The sequence below is a fragment of the Sphingomonas sp. genome (assembly GCF_965200105.1).
In the GTDB taxonomy this organism is placed as follows: Bacteria; Pseudomonadota; Alphaproteobacteria; order Sphingomonadales; family Sphingomonadaceae; genus Solisphingomonas.
Window position 1 is genome coordinate 1,192,867 of sequence record NZ_CBDATN010000002.1, and the last position, 16,923, is coordinate 1,209,789.

Consider the following 16,923-nt stretch of genomic DNA (forward strand, 5'->3'; position numbering starts at 1 on the left):
CAACACATGGGATACCGGAAGCAACTCGCCGCCTCGCAGCTCGCCCTGCTCCGCTATCAGCAAGGCGCGATGACGTCGGGCGAGCGCGTCGTCGTCGTGCTGGAGGGCCGCGACGCCGCCGGCAAGGACGGCACGATCAAGCGGATGACCGAGCATCTGACGCCACGTGCCACGCGCGTGGTGGCGCTGCCCAAGCCCTCCGACGTGCAGCGCGGCCAATGGTATTTCCAACGTTATGTCGAGCATCTGCCGACCAAAGGCGAGCTCGTGATCTTCAACCGCAGCTGGTACAATCGCGCCGGCGTCGAGGTGGTGATGGGCTTCTCGACCGAAGCCGAGCAGGCCGAGTTCCTGCGCGACGCCCCCGATTTCGAGCGCATGCTGGTAGAGAGCGGCATCAAGCTCGTGAAGATCTGGCTCGACATCGATCGCGACGAGCAGGCGAAGCGGCTCGCCGAACGGCGCGAGGACCCGCTGAAGGCGCTCAAGCTCTCCGACATGGACGACGTCGCGCAGGCGAAATGGGACGATTACAGCCGCGCGCGCGACACGATGCTGACGCGTACCGACACGCCGCTCGCGCCTTGGACGTGCGTGCGCGCCGACGACAAGAAGAAGGCGCGCCTCGCGGTGATGCGCCACCTGCTGCGCGCCGCCGCTCCGGCGGAGATCGCCAACGCGGTCGAGGCGCCCGATCCGCAAGTGCTTTTCCCCTTCTCGAGAGCGACGATCGAGGATGGGCGACTGGCGCGGTGAACATGGCGCGGCATGGTGATAGCGCTCGGCCATCGCCAGGACGTGCTAGGGCGCCCTTCCATCGGTTCGCATCGTAGCCCGGCTCGTTCAGTAGGCGCGAAACGTGGGACGAACACAGCTTATGGTCCCTTAGCCGGGAGTTCACCACCAGGGGTTGGGTATCGGCAGGGAACATAGCGCAAAGCGTCGGGTAATTTCGTTGGCGAAGCTGGCAGCCGTTCGCTAACAGCGGCTCGCATGAACTCGGTGCTCCCATCGCGCGTGAGTCGATACCTGATGTCGATGGCGAGACGTGCTGCAAGACTGCGGGACGGGACGTCCGGGGACGCGGGTTGGCCTGCCCGACGCGCGGTTTGCGGCCGGCGTTTCATCCGGTCAGTGAGCAATCCCGCTCTCCCGCGCGCGAAAATTGGGGGTGAGGGGCCGGGCGGCTTGCCCGGTGTCGTCGTTTCCCCTCACCCGATCCTCTCCGTCAGGGAAGACGGAATCCGATCAGTTCGCTTCCTCGAACTGATCGGCCGCGTTGGCCGCGGTGGCGGAGAGGCGGACGACATCGCCGCCCTCCACTTCCGCGACGAGGCCAAGCGGCAGATAGTGGTGCTTGGCACCCGTACCGTCTTGCGCCTGCCCGCTGTCGTTCTTGGTGAGCTTGATGCGATCGCCGTCGACATGATCAACGGTGCCGACATGCACGCCGTCCGCGCCGATCACCTCGGCATGTTCCTTGATCTGGCTGGTATCGACCATGGGGCTTCTCCTGTGGTTGCGCCGGCCGAACGCACGGGGAGGCGCACCGATGCCAACACTGTCCGGCACGGCATGGGGAATGGTCGTGGCCGGCGTGGCGATCGCCGCCGTCGGCGTCTTCCTGCTCGTGCGGCTGCACGCCTTCCAGCGCGAGACGCCGCCCGCGCTCGCGGCGCGCATCGCGGGCACCATGCTGACGATGCTCGGCCTGCTGCTGATCTTCTTCCCGGTCGCGTTTGCGGCCGACACCTGATCCACCGGAGTACCCTTTGATGCCCCTTCTCCAGGCCTCCCGCCAGTACAAGCCGTTCGAATATCCGTGGGCGTTCGAATACTGGAAGCGCCAGCAGCAGCTCCACTGGCTGCCCGAGGAAGTGCCGCTCGGCGAGGATTGCCGCGACTGGGCACAGAAGCTGACCGATCACGAGCGCAACCTGCTCACCCAGATCTTCCGCTTCTTCACCCAGGCCGATGTCGAGGTGCAGGATTGCTACCACGAGAAATATGGGCGGGTGTTCAAGCCCACCGAGGTGAAGATGATGCTCACCGCCTTCTCCAATATGGAGACGGTTCACATCGCCGCCTACTCGCACCTGCTCGACACGATCGGCATGCCCGAGAGTGAGTATTCCGCCTTCCTCCAGTACAAGGAGATGAAGGACAAGCACGACTATCTCAGCCAGTTCGGCGTCGACACTGATCAGGACATCGCGCGCACGCTCGCCATGTTCGGCGGCTTCACCGAGGGGCTGCAACTGTTCGCCTCGTTCGCGATGCTGATGAACTTCCCGCGCTTCAACAAGATGAAGGGCATGGGGCAGATCGTGTCCTGGTCGGTGCGCGACGAGACGCTGCATTGCGAGGGCATCATCCGCCTGTTCCACGCCTTCGCGGCCGAGCGCGACTGCCTGACGCCCGCCGTCAAGCGCGACATCCGCGACATGTGCCACAACACCGTCGACCTGGAGGACGCGTTCATCGACCTCGTGTTCGAGATGGGGCCGGTGGGCGGCATGACGCCCAAGGACATCAAGCGCTACGTCCGCTACATCGCCGACTGGCGGCTGGGGCAGCTTGGCCTGAAGCCGATGTTCATGATCGAGGAGCATCCGCTGCCCTGGCTGGCGCCGCTGCTCAACGGGGTCGAGCACGCCAACTTCTTCGAGACCCGCGCCACCGAATATTCCAAGGCCGCGACCCGCGGCGACTGGGGCGAGGTGTGGGACAATTTCGATCGCCGCCAGAAGGCCAAGGCCGGTCCTGCGGCCAACGAGGATACGCGCGTGACGGATATGTTCGGCCACACCAGCGTGGCGGCGGAGTAGCCCGCGGCGGGCGGGCGCGGGGCGGGGTCGCCAGCGGTGGCGCGCAGCTGCTTGGTTCTTCCGGGCCGGCGCGTGGCGACCCGTGGCAGTTCGTCATGGGGTTGCCAGCGCAAGCAGCCGCAAGACCGGCGTCAGCCTGGCTGAGCCCATGCCTCTCCTGCCGCCATCTTCGCGGCGTAGAAGAAACCGTTACCCGAAGGCGGAGACCGATCGAAGATCACGAAGCCGCTCTTTTTCAAGACGCCGGTCAAATCCTCCTTGGTCCTGTCCTCGAACATCGCATGCCACTCGACCATCAGGATATCGATCCAGTGGAACATCGACGCGGCAGCGAGCGACTCGAAGATATCGAATTCCGATCCCTCACAGTCGATCTTGACGACCGTTCGCAAGCCACGCCGCTTCGCGTCGACGAGGATCGGTTCCAATGTCGGCGCGGCATCCCTCAACACCACGGGAGCCGACGCCACGCACTCGGGCGCTTGATCTGCTCCGCCCGCAACGACGCTCCGCGCGCCCGTATCGCCGCCACCGTCAAGCGCGACCGCACCCTCCCAGTCGCTGTTCGAGAGGCCGACGGAATACTGGTGAATCTTGCCGGCTATACGCGGGTTCAAGGCGAAATTCGCTGCCGCCCTGTCGTAAGTGTCGGCGAACGGCTCAAACGTATGCACCTCGACGACGTTTTCTTGTGACGCGAACAGGAGGGACGCCAATCCGATGTTCGTGCCGACGTCGACGACGCATACGTCCCCCAACGTGGAGAACCTGTACACGTCGTCATGAACGACCTCGCCGACAAGCTTAAGGTCATCATCCTCTTGCACCAGGAACGAGATTTTGCCGCTGGTGACCACGACACTGTCATTCTGCACGTTCACGCGCATCCCGCGACGGCTCAAGGCGCGCAGCTCTGCCTCCTGCTCGATCAGTGCCGACGGTGTGCCGTTGGTCGGACGCGGAAACTCCGTGTCCCATTCGTCGCGTCCATCGCCTAGAACGCGATAAGCGCGAGCGGTTCGTTCAGCATGCAATATTGCCTTGCCGGATGTCCACAACCTATACTCATAACGACCAGGCTTCCCGGCACAAAAGAGGACGCGAAATCGCGTCCTGGTCGGGCTTATCATGTTCCAGGAGAGATTGACCGTCGTAAGCACGTCCTTTCCCTGACGACACACAATATCTAGCACCGCACAAGTTCGCGACGCGAAGAACGGCTTCGGCGACCTGAGGGAGACGAAGAAGTCCACGAAGTAATCGCCGGCCGGGAGGCTCTCGTACGGACCGTAGATCGCGTGGCCAGCAGCGCCCAGACGCGTAACGATGGTCGGACGCTCATCTACGTCGATTGGCTCACCCAGTTCAGGGTTCAGCATCGCCCGGCCCCCACGCCACCCTCGCCGAGGCGCGCATGGCTGATTCTCGTGGCCCCGGCAAGGCAACCAAGTGTCACCACAAGCGGCGGCCCCGTCGTCGCCCTCGGGCTGTGGAGCCGCTCGCGCCGCCAGCCGGGAAACATGATGAAGATCGCCATGACGTCGCGCCATGCCGCGTCTCGGCGGGCGCGCGGGGACGGTCGGCGGCGCCACCGGGGGGAAGGTGAAAGCGCCGCCGACTTGATGGCGCTCCTCGTCGGCTAACCTTGCCACCATATTGCGGGGCTGACACGTTCAGCATCGGCGTACGATCCTGCTGGAAATGTAGCATTTCGCGTGTCACGGTCTGATGGAATGTCTCCACGCGCATCTCTCCTCCGGACCCGCGGTACGCCGTCGCGACACCTCGCCTCCCGCACCGAGGCGGGCCGGGGGTCGATGTGGCGTCAACTTCGTCAACTTCGTCAACTTCGCCGCCCCTTTGTGGCCCCCCGGGCCGCATTGGCCGTCCTCCTCCTCCCGCATCCGAGGCTCGCATGATCCGTTCCGCCGCCCTCCTCGCGCTCGTCGTGCTCGCCGGTTGCGGTCACAAGGAAAAGGCGCCGGAAGACACCCGCACCGTCAGCATCGCCTTCTCCAATCCCGGCAACGCCGGAGAGGGCGGCCCGGCGGGCAACGCGGCGCAGGCGCTGGCGATCGACGTGCCCGGCTTCTCGGCCAAGCTCGACGTGCCGGGGCTCAATTTTAGTGCGGGCAATCCCGGGCTCGACGGGATCGCGCTCCAGCCCGGCACGCGGCTGACGGGCATGAAGATCGTCGGCGCCGCCGGCGACGGCTCGGGCGGCGACGGGCACGGCACCGTCGACATGGGCTTCACCGCTCCCGCCGCGCCCGCGCAGGTGATCGCCTACTATCGCGACGCGGCGAAGCGCGGCGGCTGGCGCGAGGTGCCACCCGCCGGCGGCCAGCAATTCGCCGCGACCAAGCCCAAGGATAGCGGCTCCGAGCATCTCGCGCTCCAGGTCGCGCCGCAGGGCACGGGATCGCAGGGCCGCTTCCTGGTCAGCGGGAGCTGACGCGACGTTTCTGGTGAGGTCCAATCCCGGCGGGTGAGCCGATCCGGGACGTTAACCGCGACGTCGCTACGGCGCGCGGCCGACATCCGGGTTATGCGGCGACACGGAAAAGGGGATCAGGCCATGCACTGGCGCATCATCTTGGCAGTAGGCTGCACGATCGCCGCCACCGCGTGTCACAGGAAGCCCGAGCGCACCGCGCTCGACGCCGTCGACAACGAACTCGTCAACGGTGCCGTCACGCCCGAGAGCAAGGGCGCGAAGTCGCTGCGCGAGGCGATCCGCGTCGATCCCGCACGTGCCGGCGGCAGGACCCGGACGGCGTCGGCGAGCATGGCGGCCCGCGCTTCGGCGGCGGGCGACGGCGCCTGCCTCAGCCGCTACGGCAGCCAGCTCGGCAGCGACAAGGCGTGGGCGGGCAAGCTCCCGGCCGAGTTCCCCGCCGCCCCGAACGCGACGATCACGGAGGCGGCCGGTCACGACGGCGGCTGCGCGATCCGCATCGTCAGCTACGCGGTCAGGGGGACGCCCGACGCGGCGCTCGGCTGGTACGCGGGCAAGGCGAAGGCCGGCGGCTACACCGCCGATCGCGCGGACACCGGCGGCGACAAGGTGCTCGCCGGCACCAGGGGCGCGGCGGCCTTCTACATCATGGCGGGAGCGCCCCAGGGCGGCACGACCCCCGTGGACCTCGTCTGGGCGGCGACCGGCTGAGGCTTCCGCCCCCCGTCGATCCGGTCTAGGGGGCGGCGATGCCGCTCCTCCTCGTCATGATCGGCGGCGCGCTGGGGGCCGCGGCGCGCTACCTCGCGGGGCGCGCAGGGCTCGCGCTGCTCGGGCCGGCGATGCCGTGGGGCACCTGTTTCGTGAACCTCACCGGCGGCCTGTTCATGGGGCTGCTCGTCGGCCTGCTCGCCCGCCACCCCTCGCCCGCCGGCGAGCCGATCCGCCTGTTCGGCGCCGTCGGCGTGCTCGGCGGCTACACCACCTTCTCCAGCTTCAGCCTGGAGACGGTGAACATGATCCAGCGCGGCCAGGCGGCGCTGGCGCTCGGCTATGTCGCGAGCTCGGCGGCGGGCGCGATCCTGCTACTCGTCGCCGGGCTGGCGCTCGTACGGCTGTTGCCGGCATGACCGCCGGAACCGAGCGCAGCTTCATGGTCGAGGCGGACGACGACGGCATCCGCCTCGATCGCTGGTTCCGCCGGCACATGCCGGAGGCGAGCTTCAACATCGTCTCGCGCTGGGCGCGCACCGGCCAGCTCCGCGTCGACGGCAAGCGGGTGGCGCCGGGCGACCGCATCGAGGCGGGGCAGACGATCCGCGTGCCTCCCTCCGAGCCCGCCGCCCCGGACGCGCCGCCCCGCCGCCGCGAGCCGCGCCCTGTCTCCCCCGACGACGCGGCGCTCGTCCAAGCGATGGTGATCCATCGCGACGACGCCGCGCTGGTGCTGGACAAGCCGCCCGGTCTCGCCACGCAAGGCGGCACCAAGACGGAGCGCCACCTCGACGGGATGCTCGACGCGGTACGCTTCGGCGCGGAGGGCCGCCCCAAGCTCGTCCACCGGCTGGACAAGGACACGTCGGGCGCGCTGCTCGTCGCGCGCAACGCACGGGCCGCCGCCGCGTTCGCAAAGAGCTTCTCCAGCCGCACCGCGCGCAAGGTCTATTGGGCGATCGTAGCCGGCGTGCCCTCCCCCGACGATGGGCTCATCGACCTGCCGATCGCCAAGCAGCCGGGCACCGGCGGCGAGAAGATGCATGTCAGCGAGGAGGCGGGCAGCCCCGCGCGCACCCGCTATCGCGTGATCGAGCGCGCCGGCAATCGCGCGGCGTTCGTGGAACTCCAGCCCTTCACCGGCCGCACCCACCAGCTCCGCGTCCACATGGCGGCGATCGGGCACCCGATCGTGGGCGACGGCAAATATGGCGGGCCCGACGCGTTCCTGACGGGCGGGATCAGCCGCAAGATGCACCTGCACGCGCGCCGCATCCGCATCGACCATCCCGATGGCGGCCGCATCGACGTCACCGCCAAGCCGCCCTCGCATTTTGCCGACAGCCTGGCGCACCTGGGGTTCGATCCGGCGGCAGGCGACGCGCTGGAGCTCGACGAGGTCAAGCCGTCCGAGACGCCGGAGGGCAAGCGCCGCGCCGCCGCCCACGCCGCCAAGGATCGCCGCCGGGAGCGTCGCGGCGAGCGGCGCGGCCGCTCTCGCGCCGACGGACGATGAGCGCGCCTCGCCGGCTCGTCGTCTTCGACTGCGACGGCACGCTGATCGACAGCCAGGCGAGCATCTGCGCCGCGATGGATGCCTGCTTTGTCGGCGCTGGCCTGCCGCCGCCACCCCGTGCGGAGACGCGCCGGATCGTCGGGCTGAGCCTGTTCGAGGCGATGGAGCGGTTGCACCCCACCGGCGGAGGCGCCGTCCACGCCGTGCTGGCAGAGCGGTACAAGGGCTGCTTCCAACGGCTCCGCGACGACGGCGAGGTTGAGGAGCCGCTGTTCGATGGCATCTTGGATGCGCTCGGCTTGCTGGCGGCGGACGGCTGGCTACTCGGCGTCGCGACCGGCAAGTCCGATCGCGGGCTCGCGCTGGCGCTGGCGGGGCACGGCATCGGCGATCGTTTCGTAACCCTTCAGACCGCCGATCACCACCCCTCGAAGCCAGACCCCTCGATGCTCGACGCTGCCATGGCGCAAGCCGGCACGACCCCCGCGACCACCGCGATGATCGGCGACACGAGCTTCGACATCGCCATGGCGCGCGCTGCCGGCGTACGCGCGATCGGCGTCGCCTGGGGTTATCATGCGCCCGACGAGTTGCTCGCTGCCGGTGCCGACGCCGTCGCCCGTGATCCTGCCGAACTGCTCGCGCTGTGCCGGGCAGTGACGTGACCGCGCGCGACCGCGTCGCGATCCTGCTCGGGCTGCGGATCGGCGGGGCCATCCTGCTGGCGGTCGGGCTCTACGCGTTGCTGGGTGGCGCCGTGGAAGGCGGCGCAGGCGTCGGCGCGGTGCTGGCAGTGCTGGGCGCGTCCGGCGCGGTGCTCGTACCAGCCATTCTCGTGCGACGCTGGCGCACCCCGCGATGACCGGCCAGCGGCGCTTCTGGACCGACGTGACGATCGAAGAGCGCGCGGTCAGGCTCGACGGCCGGCCGCTGCGAACGCCCGCGCGCGCCGAACTCGCGCTGCCGACCGTGGCGCTGGCCGACGCGGTCGCGGAAGAGTGGCGCGCGGTAAGAGGCAGCATCGATCCGCGCGCAATGCCGCTCACCGGCTTAGCCAATGCGGCGGTCGACCGCGTCGCGCCCGATCTGGCGAAGTTCGCGCACGGTCTCGCCGCCTATGCCGAGACAGACCTCACCTGCTACCGCGCCAATACGCCGGCCAGCCTCGTCGCGCGGCAAGCGACGGAGTGGGACCCGTTGCTCGACTGGGCGCGAGGACGCTACGACGTGGCCTTCGCGGTGACCAGCGGCATCATCCACGTCGCGCAGCCCGCCGCGACCGTCGAACGGCTCGCGCGCGCGGTGACGGCGTTTGATGCCTTCCACCTCGCCGCGCTGTCGCCGCTCACCACGCTGTCGGGATCGCTCGTCATCGCGCTCGCGCTCGCCGAGGCGGCCGTCCGCGAGGAGGACGCGTGGCGGGCGGCCGAACTTGACGAGCTGTGGCAGGCCGAGACATGGGGCGAGGACGCGCTCGCCGTCGCCGCGCGTGAGGATCGCCGCGCCGCGTTCCGCGCGGCTGCCCGGTTCCTGGCGCTGCTCTGACCGCGTCGATCTTCGGAAATCGGAACCGCCCGTCACGTTCTTGTTGCACCGCAGCAACACTGCTCCCTCATCGGCCCACACCTGCGGAACATCGGGACGGCCGACCGATTGTGCCGCCCGCAGGGACCAAAGGAAGTCGGAGACACCAATGCGCATTTCTCTTCTCGTCGCCGCGGCGGCGGCCGCGATCTCGGCACAGGCCGCCAGCGCGCAGGACATCACTACCCAGTTTCGCGGCATCCGCGTCGAGGGCAATGTCGGCGGGGAACGCTTCCAGTCGCAGGGCAATCACAACGACAAGTTTGGCTATGGCGCATCCGTCGGCTTCGACGGTTCGATCAACGATGCCTTCGTCGTGGGCGCCGAGGGCAGCTATTTCCACCCGAACCACGGCAATGAGAATTGCTCGAGCGGCGTGATCGGCGGCACGGTGTGCCACAAGACCTTCGAGGAGTTCGGCGTCGCGGCTCGCGGGGGCTTCCTCGTCACGCCGGACTTGCTGGTGTTCGGCAAGGGCGGCTACGCGGTCGCCGAGCAGCGCAAGCGCTTCGACGCGCCCGTTGGCGAGACGAGCTTCTACAATCATGGCCGGACAGACGGCTATCAGGTCGGCGGCGGCGTCGAGTTCTCGCCGTCGAACATGACCCTGCCGGTGCCGGTCTACGTCAGCGCGCAATATGTGTACGCGAACTACAACGATCATACCGCGACGCAGCGCGCGATGCTCGGCGTGGGCGTGAAGTTCAAGTAATCGTATCGGAGGCGGCGCCGCTCGCGTCGCCTCCGCCTATCCTCGCATCAGCGAGCGGGTTAAGCCGATGAGCCCGCTCTGGCGATGCCGCCGCAGCCGCTCGGCGCGCAGGATCAGACGAACCTGGGCGAAGCAGCGCTCAACATCGTCGTTGACCAGCACATAGTCGTAGCCGTCCCAGTGGCCGATCTCGGCGACCGCACGCTGCATCCGGCGCTGGATCACCTCTTCCGCGTCGGTCGCGCGCGCGTGCAGACGCCGCGACAGTTCCGCCATTGATGGCGGCAGGATGAAGACACGCACGACGTCGCCCGCCGCCTGCTGGTAGAGTTGCTGCGCGCCCTGCCAGTCGATGTCGAACAGCACGTCGCGGCCGTCGGCGAGCATCACTTCCACCGGCGCGCGCGGCGTGCCGTAGCGATTGTCGAACACGTGCGCCCATTCGAGGAACGCATCCTCGGCCACCATCCGCTTGAACGCGGCTACGTCGACGAAGCGGTAGTCGACGCCGTCGATCTCGCCCGGACGCGGCGGCCGCGTTGTCGTCGAGACGGACATCGCGATGTCGGCGTCCGCCTCGATGAGCTTGCGCGCGATCGTCGACTTGCCCGCCCCGGAAGGCGAGGAGACGACTAACAACAGCCCGCGCCTGTGCCGCTCGGTCTCGTGGCGGGGGCGGCGATCGTCGAGCATGGCCGCTTCTGGCGTCGGTGCCGCCACGCGTCAATCGGCGGAACGGCGGGCCTGGCCGGAGGTTGGTCGGCGGCCAGAGCCCAAGGAGACGAGCCCATGCCTTCGGTACGCACGCGCGACGGCGTCAACCTGCACGTGAAGGATGCCGGTTCCGGCACGACCGTCCTGCTGATCCATGGCTGGCCGCTTACCGGAGACATGTGGGAGTGGCAGACGTTGGCACTGCTGGAGGCAGGCTACCGCGTCGTCACCTACGATCGGCGCGGCTTCGGCCAGTCCGCGCACCCGGCGTCGGGGTATGACTACGACACCTTCGCCGACGATCTCGCGGCGGTGATCGACGAGGGCGACCTGCGCGACGTCACGCTGGTCGGCTTCTCGATGGGCGGCGGCGAGATCGCCCGCTATCTCTCGCGCCATGGCGCCTCGCGCGTGCGGCAGGCGGCGCTCGTCGCATCCGTCGTGCCCTACGTCCTCCGGACCGACGACAATCCGCATGGCGTACCGGGCGAGAAGCTGGACGAGATGCGCATGCAGGTCCGCAAGGATCGCTTCGGCTTCCTCCAGTCCCTCGGTAAGCGACTCTATGGGGTCGGACTCGTCAGCCACCCGGTTAGCCCGGGCGTGCTCGACTGGACGTTCATGTTGGGCGTGATGGCAAGCCCCAAGGCCACGATCGACTGCATCGACGCCTTCGGCCGTACCGACTTCCGGCCGGATCTCGCGGCGTTCACCGTGCCGACGCTCGTCGTCCACGGCACCGGCGATGCCACCGTCCCGATCGACGCCACGGGCCGCGCCGCGGCCAAGGGCATCCCTGGCGCCTCGCTCGTCGAATATGAAGGCGAGCCGCATGGCCTGTTCGCCACCGCCGCCGACCGGCTGACGCGCGACCTGCTGAACTTCCTCTCTATTTAAGACTGGAGCGGCCGCCTGGCTGGGCGGCCGCCCTCGTCCTCAATATGTCAGCCGCACACCGCCATAGGCGGCCCTGCGGGGCTGGCCATATTGGAGGCTCGTCTCGTATCGCTCGCCGCCGACATTCTGGATGCGCCCGAAGAGCTCGACATGACGACCCAGCGGATAGGAGGCGCGCAGGTCGGCCAGGACGTAGCCCGCGAGCCGGTTCACTTCTCCCGGCGAGCTGTAGCTCGACGAGACATGGGTGACGGTGAAGCCGGCCGAGAGACCGAAGGACCAGGTGTAGTCGCCATTCACCGTCACGCTGTTCGACGGACGGCGCGCCAGCCGGTCGCCGAAGCTGAGGCCGTCGCGCGAACGGTCGCGCGCGTCGAGATAGGTGTAGTTGGCGCTGATCCGTAGCGCGTCCACCGGCTTTACCGCGACCGTGAACTCCGCCCCCTGCGAGCGGGCACGCGCGACATTGTCGTAGTAGCCAAAGCGGCCATCGGCGCACAGGCCGGTCAGATCGGCGCAGTAGGCGAAATCGATCAGGTCGCGCGAGATGCGGCGGAAGTAGGTCAGCGACGTCTCGAAGCGCCCGTCCAGCGCACGCTGCACAACGCCGGCGTCCCAACCCTTCGACTTCTCGGGCCGCAGCGCATCGTTCCCGTACTCGCTGTTGAGCTGGTAGAGCGACGGCGCCTTGAAGCCGGTGGTGTAGCTCGCGCGGATGGTCGTGGCGCCGCCGTTGGGCGTGTAGACGCCGCTGCCCGAGTAGCTGACATGGCCCCCGAACGCGCTGTGACGGTCGTAGCGGACGCCGCCCGTCGCGGTGAGCCCCGCCATTGGCGTCAGTACCAGCTGCGCGTAGCCGCTATCGATCCTCTGGTGGCCCCGGCTGCCGAAATCGCCGAAGCTCGAGAAGCTCGTCGAGCTATAGTGCGAATATTCGTGCTCCGCGCCGAACGTCGCCTGGCTGCCATCGGCAATGTCGAAGATGCCCTGATATTCGGCGCGCTCGTTGCGACCGTTGCCGGCGAAGGTCAGCCTGACGGGATCGTCTGGATTATAGTCGCGGTTGCGATTGTCGGTGTAGGCGAAGCTGAGGCGGTTGCGGAGCCGCCCCTCGAGCAGCGCGGCGTTAAGTCCGGCATAGCCGACGAACTCGCGCGAGGTGGCATGCTCGCCGTCATCGGCGAAGACGTAGGCGGGCGCGGGAAAGCCGTCGATCTCGGTGCGGTTGCGCGAGTAGAAGCCGCGCAGGTCTACCGACACGGCGTCGCCTAAGGCCAAGTTGAAGCTGCCATTGGCGGCGATGTTGCGGAGGCCGTCGCGCTCGCTCCCGCCGTCGAACGCCGAGATGCCGTCGGTGCGATAATAGCCGCCGCCCGACGCTCGCCGACAGCGGACCGACCCGGTCCGAGACGTTGGCGAATCCCTGGCCCGTCCCGTAGCGCCCGCCCTCGGCGCGCGACGTTGACCGCCAGTCGGTCGGTAGGCTGGCGCGTGATGAGGTTCACGACGCCGCCGATCGCCTGGCTGCCCCACAGCACCGAGGCAGGCCCGCGCAGCACCTCGATGCGATCGATGTTGCCGATGAGGAGGCTGGAGAAATCGAAGCCCGCTCCCGGCGTCGACGGATCGTTGATCTTGACGCCGTCGATCAGCGCCACCGTCTGCTCGCTGCTGGCGCCGCGGATGAACACCGACGCGACGGTGCCTGGCCCGCCATTCTGCGCGATCGTGACGCCCGGCGCCTGGCGCAGGAGGTCGAGCGGGCTCACCGCCTGCCGGGTGGCGATCGTGTCGGCGTCGAAGACGGTGATCGACTGGCCGACGCGCGAGAGCGGCTGCGCGGTGCGATCGGCGGTGACGACGATCTGGTCGCCCGACGCAGCGGCGTCGGCCAGTCCGGCCGCCGACTGCGCAGCGGCGGGGCGGTCGGACGCCGGTAGGCTGGTTTGGGCTAAAGCGGGTGCGGCGCACGCGGCGCCGAAGAGCAGGCAAGTCGAGATTCGCATTGATAAACATCCCTCGCTGCGGGGGACGTCCGACGATGCCGCGAAAGCGAGTTCGCGCACGACCCCCAATGGCGTCGTCACGCGAGGAAAATCCTCGATCGCCCGGCTCACCCCGTCCGCGCGATGGACAGACCGCGACGGGCAGGTCTCCTGGCTCCCGGCTCAACGCCTCTCCCGGCCTTCCCGGACTTGGCGTCCAGTGGCGCGGATGGGAGAGACTCCCCAGTCACAGTTGCGGGGGCAGCCCCGGCTCGCGAGGCAGATCGCCTCGGTTCCGGGTTCCCTTTTCATCCCGTCTCCGGGAACCTGTCGCCTCGCCGCCTTAGAGCGCCCGGTCCGAGCGGACAAGCCCGGCCGCGACTCTCGCTCAGCCTACCAGGCCGCCGACCAAGTCGCGGAAGGTCAGCGTCAGGCGCTCGTCGCTGACCGGCTTGGTAAGGACGACGCCAGGCGGATCGCACGGCACGCACTCCTCGGGCGTCGCCGTCATGAAGATCACCGGCAACTGGCCGCCCTCCCGCAGGATCGCCTCCACCGCGCGAGGGCCTGTCCCCTGCACGAGCCTCACGTCGGAAGCGATCAGCGCGGGCCGCTGCGCGCGGGCCGCTGCGATCGCGTCGGCTTCGGTCGCCACGATGTCGAACGACGTCGCCCCGGCGCGCTCCAGCGTCATCTCGATCGACAGCGCGATAAGCGCTTCGTCCTCGATGATGAGCACATGACACATACTCGTCACTCCCGTCGCCCGTTGCCAACGGATGCGCGGAAGGGTCGATCCCGCATAACCTAAATTAATCCTGATCGAGAACCTCGCGCACCTTCGCGGCGAGCTGATCGATCCCGAACGGCTTGGGCAGGAAGTGGGTGCCGGGCTCCACCGTCCCGTTGTTGACGACGGCGTTGCGCGTGTAGCCTGTCGTGTAGAGCAGCTTGAGGCCCGGCAGACGCTCCAGAGCCACGTCGGCGAGCTGGCGACCCGTCATGCCCGGCATCACTACGTCGGTGAACAGCAAGGTCGCCGCCTGCCCCGCCTCGATCATCGCTAGGGCTTCGGTGCCGTCACTGGCGTGAACGACCGTGTAGCCAAGCTCGCGCAACGCCTCGACGGTGAAGTTGCGCAGCCGCTCCTCGTCCTCCACCACGAGAACGACTTCACCGGGATTACCGCCCCGCGCGCGCGATACTGCCGCCTTGTGCCGACGTACGGCCGGCACGTCACCGAAGTAGCGCGGCAGGTAGATCTTGAAGCTGGTGCCGTGCCCGACTTCCGAGTAGCATTTGACGTGCCCGCCGGACTGGCGAACGAACCCGAACACCTGGCTGAGGCCGAGGCCTGTGCCCTTCCCCACGCCCTTGGTGGTGAAGAAGGGATCGAAGGCGCGGGCCATGACGTCGGGCGTCATGCCGGTGCCCGTATCGGTGACGGCGATCAGCACATACTGGCCGGGCCGAACGCCCTCCTCCGCCGCATAGTCCTCATCGATGTGCGCGTTGGCGGTCTCGATAGTGAGCTTGCCGCCGTCCGGCATCGCGTCGCGCGCGTTCACCGCGAGGTTGACGATCACATTCTCAAGCTGATTGGGATCGACCTTCACCTTCCAGGCGCCGGCGGCGAGCACCGCGTCGAGCAGCACCTGCTCGCCGAGCGTGCGGGTGAGGAGTTCGGTCAGCCCGCCGATCATGCGGTTGAGATCGGTGGGCTCGGGCGCGAGCGGCGCCTGTCGCGAGAAGGCGAGCAGCCGCTGGGTAAGCGCGGCCGCGCGCGTGGCGCCGTCCATGGCGGCATCGATATATTTGGTGAGGTCGGTCTCGCCGCGTTCCAGCCGGCGCCGCATCAGACTGAGCCCACCAATGATGACCGCGAGCATGTTGTTGAAGTCGTGCGCGATGCCGCCGGTAAGCTGGCCGACCGCCTCCATCTTCTGGAGTTGGCGGAGCTGGCTCTCGACGGCGGCGCGCCCGGCGGCCTGATCGCGCAGCTCGCCCGCCGCCGCGGCGAGCGCGCTCTCCTGCTGATCGAGCCGGTTCTTCAGCCGGATCGTCGCCTCGGCGCGTTCCACCGCGAGCATGGTGAGTTCGCCAACTTCGCGGATCAGGGAAATCTCGCCTGCCGACCATGGCCTGACGGCGGAGTGATGGACGAAGAAGTTGGCCTCGAACTCATCGTGCCGCATGATCGGCACGCAGACGCCCGAGACGATGCCCGTCGCCGCCAGCTCGTCGAGGCCGCCAGCGGAATCGCGCGCCGCGTCGACGAAGCTCAGCGACCGGCCCGCCTCGCGCGCGCGCCGCAGCCGGACGCCGAACCGATCCGGCGCGAACTCGCCGAGCAGCGGTTCCATGCCGCCGCTCGTCCAGCAGGGACCGTAGCGGACGCGCCCGTCGGGAAGTTGGCGGTAGAAACCGGTGCGGTCGACGCCGAGCCGCCGGCCCAGCTCCTCCAGCGAGAGGCGCAGCACCGCCTCGGGCGTGTCGAGTTCGCGCTGCCGAACCGTGAGCGCGATGATGAAATCGCGTTCCTCTTTTGCGGCGCGCAGCGCGGCGGCGTCGGCCACGCGTCGCGTGACGTCGATGCTGACGCCCGGAAAACGGATGCAACGTCCGTCTCTGTCATAGACGCAACGTCCCTGCGCGGAGACCCAGCGCACCGCGCCGGCGGCATCGGCGATGCGATACTCCTCGTGGAACACCTCGCCCGCCTGCCGGGCGTGCCCGATCGCGGCGCGGACGCGCGGCAAATCCTCCGGGTGGATGCAGGCGAGAAATTCGGCGACCGGCACGCCCTCGCTGCCGCGTTCGGGGTCGACGCCGTGGAGCGAGCAGAAACGGGCATCGGCGACGATCCGGTCGGCGGGCACGTCCCAGTCCCAGGTGCCGACGGTATCGCCGGCCGACAGGGCAAGCTGGAGCCGCTCGGCCGAGGTGTCGCGCGCGCGCTCGGCGAGGATGCGGTCAGTCGTCTCTCCGGTGACGCACATCAGGCCGGCGACGGCGCCGGCGTCGTCGAACACGGGCGAATAGGTAAAGGTCCACCAGCTCTCCTCGGGCAGGCCTGCGCGCGCGAGATCGAGCGGCATGTCGACCATGCGCCGGCTCTCGCCAGCGAGCGTCGCGTCGACGAGCGGACCGATATCGTCCCAGATATCACCCCACAGCGTGCGGAACGGCAGGCCGAGCGCGCCGTCGAGCCGCCGCCCGAGGATCGGCCGGTAAGCGTCGTTGAAGAAGGCGGTGAGTTCCTCGCCCCAGGCCAGGAACATCGGCGTCGGACAGGCGAGCATCATCGCGAGCAGCGAGCGTAGCGGCGCCGGCCAGCTCTCGATTGGGCCCAGCGGACTGCGCGTCCAGTCGCGGGCGGCGATCTCGCGGCCGGTGACGGTGGCGGCGAGGTTTAAGACGTCATGGTAGTGGACCGGCTTCAAGCTTCCCTCGCACGTCGACGGCGCGGCGGGCGCGGTAAGCCCGCGCTCGTCCGTCCGGTCAAGCATGTTGTC

The 16,923-nt window shown here is 68.5% G+C and carries 19 protein-coding genes and 1 riboswitch; of the genes, 12 read left to right on the top strand and 7 right to left on the bottom strand.

From position 1 onward, the window contains the following. Positions 1–6: 6 nt before the first annotated feature. Positions 7–756: a polyphosphate kinase 2 gene (gene ppk2 / locus ACOFKX_RS07135; RefSeq protein WP_419826342.1), complete on the top strand. Its 750-nt coding sequence runs from the start codon at positions 7–9 to the stop codon at positions 754–756. Between the two features lie 492 nt (positions 757–1,248). On the opposite strand, the gene ACOFKX_RS07140 is transcribed toward ppk2, so the two are convergent. Next, complete coding sequence (locus ACOFKX_RS07140) at positions 1,249–1,503, bottom strand: DUF2171 domain-containing protein (RefSeq protein ID WP_419826343.1); 255 nt, start codon at positions 1,501–1,503, stop codon at positions 1,249–1,251. A 49-nt stretch (positions 1,504–1,552) separates the two neighbouring features. On the opposite strand from ACOFKX_RS07140, the gene ACOFKX_RS07145 reads away from it, so the two are divergent. Further along, positions 1,553–1,756 (top strand): hypothetical protein, encoded by a 204-nt coding sequence (locus ACOFKX_RS07145; protein ID WP_419826344.1) that lies wholly within the window; start codon positions 1,553–1,555, stop codon positions 1,754–1,756. 19 nt (positions 1,757–1,775) lie between these two features. Further along, positions 1,776–2,828 (top strand): ribonucleotide-diphosphate reductase subunit beta, encoded by a 1,053-nt coding sequence (locus tag ACOFKX_RS07150; RefSeq protein ID WP_419826345.1) that lies wholly within the window; start codon positions 1,776–1,778, stop codon positions 2,826–2,828. Between the two features lie 131 nt (positions 2,829–2,959). Here ACOFKX_RS07150 and ACOFKX_RS07155 read toward each other — a convergent pair whose 3' ends face one another. Beyond that, positions 2,960–4,207, bottom strand: coding sequence for an FkbM family methyltransferase (locus ACOFKX_RS07155; RefSeq protein ID WP_419826346.1), 1,248 nt, complete (start codon positions 4,205–4,207; stop codon positions 2,960–2,962). Between the two features lie 536 nt (positions 4,208–4,743). On the opposite strand from ACOFKX_RS07155, the gene ACOFKX_RS07160 reads away from it, so the two are divergent. The 8 genes from ACOFKX_RS07160 to ACOFKX_RS07195 all read left to right on the top strand — a co-directional run bounded on the left by ACOFKX_RS07160 (position 4,744) and on the right by ACOFKX_RS07195 (position 9,812). Continuing rightward, entirely contained in the window at positions 4,744–5,283 is a 540-nt protein-coding gene (locus ACOFKX_RS07160; RefSeq protein ID WP_419826347.1) for a hypothetical protein, read from the top strand. 123 nt (positions 5,284–5,406) lie between these two features. Beyond that, the gene (locus ACOFKX_RS07165; protein ID WP_419826348.1) at positions 5,407–5,997 is read left to right on the top strand and encodes a hypothetical protein; all 591 of its coding nucleotides are present in this window, start codon (positions 5,407–5,409) and stop codon (positions 5,995–5,997) included. A gap of 38 nt (positions 5,998–6,035) precedes the next feature. Further along, positions 6,036–6,416, top strand: coding sequence for a fluoride efflux transporter FluC (locus ACOFKX_RS07170; protein WP_419826349.1), 381 nt, complete (start codon positions 6,036–6,038; stop codon positions 6,414–6,416). Next, entirely contained in the window at positions 6,413–7,516 is a 1,104-nt protein-coding gene (locus ACOFKX_RS07175) for an RluA family pseudouridine synthase (RefSeq protein WP_419826350.1), read from the top strand. Before ACOFKX_RS07170 ends, ACOFKX_RS07175 begins: the two co-directional genes overlap by 4 nt. Beyond that, entirely contained in the window at positions 7,513–8,181 is a 669-nt protein-coding gene (locus ACOFKX_RS07180) for an HAD-IA family hydrolase (protein WP_419826351.1), read from the top strand. The genes ACOFKX_RS07175 and ACOFKX_RS07180 overlap by 4 nt, the downstream gene beginning before the upstream one ends. Then, positions 8,178–8,378 carry a hypothetical protein gene (locus tag ACOFKX_RS07185; RefSeq protein ID WP_419826352.1) on the top strand — a complete coding sequence of 67 codons (201 nt, stop codon included), beginning with the start codon at positions 8,178–8,180 and terminating at the stop codon, positions 8,376–8,378. The genes ACOFKX_RS07180 and ACOFKX_RS07185 overlap by 4 nt, the downstream gene beginning before the upstream one ends. Next, a complete protein-coding gene (locus ACOFKX_RS07190) occupies positions 8,375–9,061 on the top strand; it encodes an ATP12 family chaperone protein (RefSeq protein WP_419826353.1) in 687 nt (228 codons plus the stop codon). The genes ACOFKX_RS07185 and ACOFKX_RS07190 overlap by 4 nt, the downstream gene beginning before the upstream one ends. 148 nt (positions 9,062–9,209) lie before the next feature. Further along, a complete protein-coding gene (locus tag ACOFKX_RS07195) occupies positions 9,210–9,812 on the top strand; it encodes an outer membrane protein (protein WP_419826354.1) in 603 nt (200 codons plus the stop codon). Positions 9,813–9,848: 36 nt separating this feature from the next. Here the strand turns inward: ACOFKX_RS07195 and gmk are convergent, their stop codons facing one another. Continuing rightward, entirely contained in the window at positions 9,849–10,505 is a 657-nt protein-coding gene (gene gmk, locus ACOFKX_RS07200) for a guanylate kinase (protein WP_419826355.1), read from the bottom strand. A 96-nt stretch (positions 10,506–10,601) separates the two neighbouring features. Here gmk and ACOFKX_RS07205 point away from each other — a divergent pair, with 96 nt between their 5' ends. After that, positions 10,602–11,423, top strand: a complete 822-nt coding sequence (locus ACOFKX_RS07205) for an alpha/beta fold hydrolase (protein WP_419826356.1) — start codon at positions 10,602–10,604, stop codon at positions 11,421–11,423. Positions 11,424–11,462: 39 nt separating this feature from the next. Here the strand turns inward: ACOFKX_RS07205 and ACOFKX_RS07210 are convergent, their stop codons facing one another. The 4 genes from ACOFKX_RS07210 to ACOFKX_RS07225 form a co-directional block, all read right to left on the bottom strand. Beyond that, positions 11,463–12,770, bottom strand: a complete 1,308-nt coding sequence (locus ACOFKX_RS07210) for a TonB-dependent receptor plug domain-containing protein (RefSeq protein ID WP_419827372.1) — start codon at positions 12,768–12,770, stop codon at positions 11,463–11,465. Further along, positions 12,692–13,429 carry a TonB-dependent receptor gene (locus ACOFKX_RS07215; RefSeq protein WP_419826357.1) on the bottom strand — a complete coding sequence of 246 codons (738 nt, stop codon included), beginning with the start codon at positions 13,427–13,429 and terminating at the stop codon, positions 12,692–12,694. The genes ACOFKX_RS07210 and ACOFKX_RS07215 overlap by 79 nt, the downstream gene beginning before the upstream one ends. A gap of 122 nt (positions 13,430–13,551) precedes the next feature. Then, positions 13,552–13,754: riboswitch (cobalamin riboswitch) on the bottom strand. Between the two features lie 42 nt (positions 13,755–13,796). Beyond that, a complete protein-coding gene (locus tag ACOFKX_RS07220; protein ID WP_419827373.1) occupies positions 13,797–14,156 on the bottom strand; it encodes a response regulator in 360 nt (119 codons plus the stop codon). A 64-nt stretch (positions 14,157–14,220) separates the two neighbouring features. Then, entirely contained in the window at positions 14,221–16,917 is a 2,697-nt protein-coding gene (locus ACOFKX_RS07225) for an ATP-binding protein (RefSeq protein ID WP_419826358.1), read from the bottom strand. Positions 16,918–16,923: the final 6 nt, after the last annotated feature.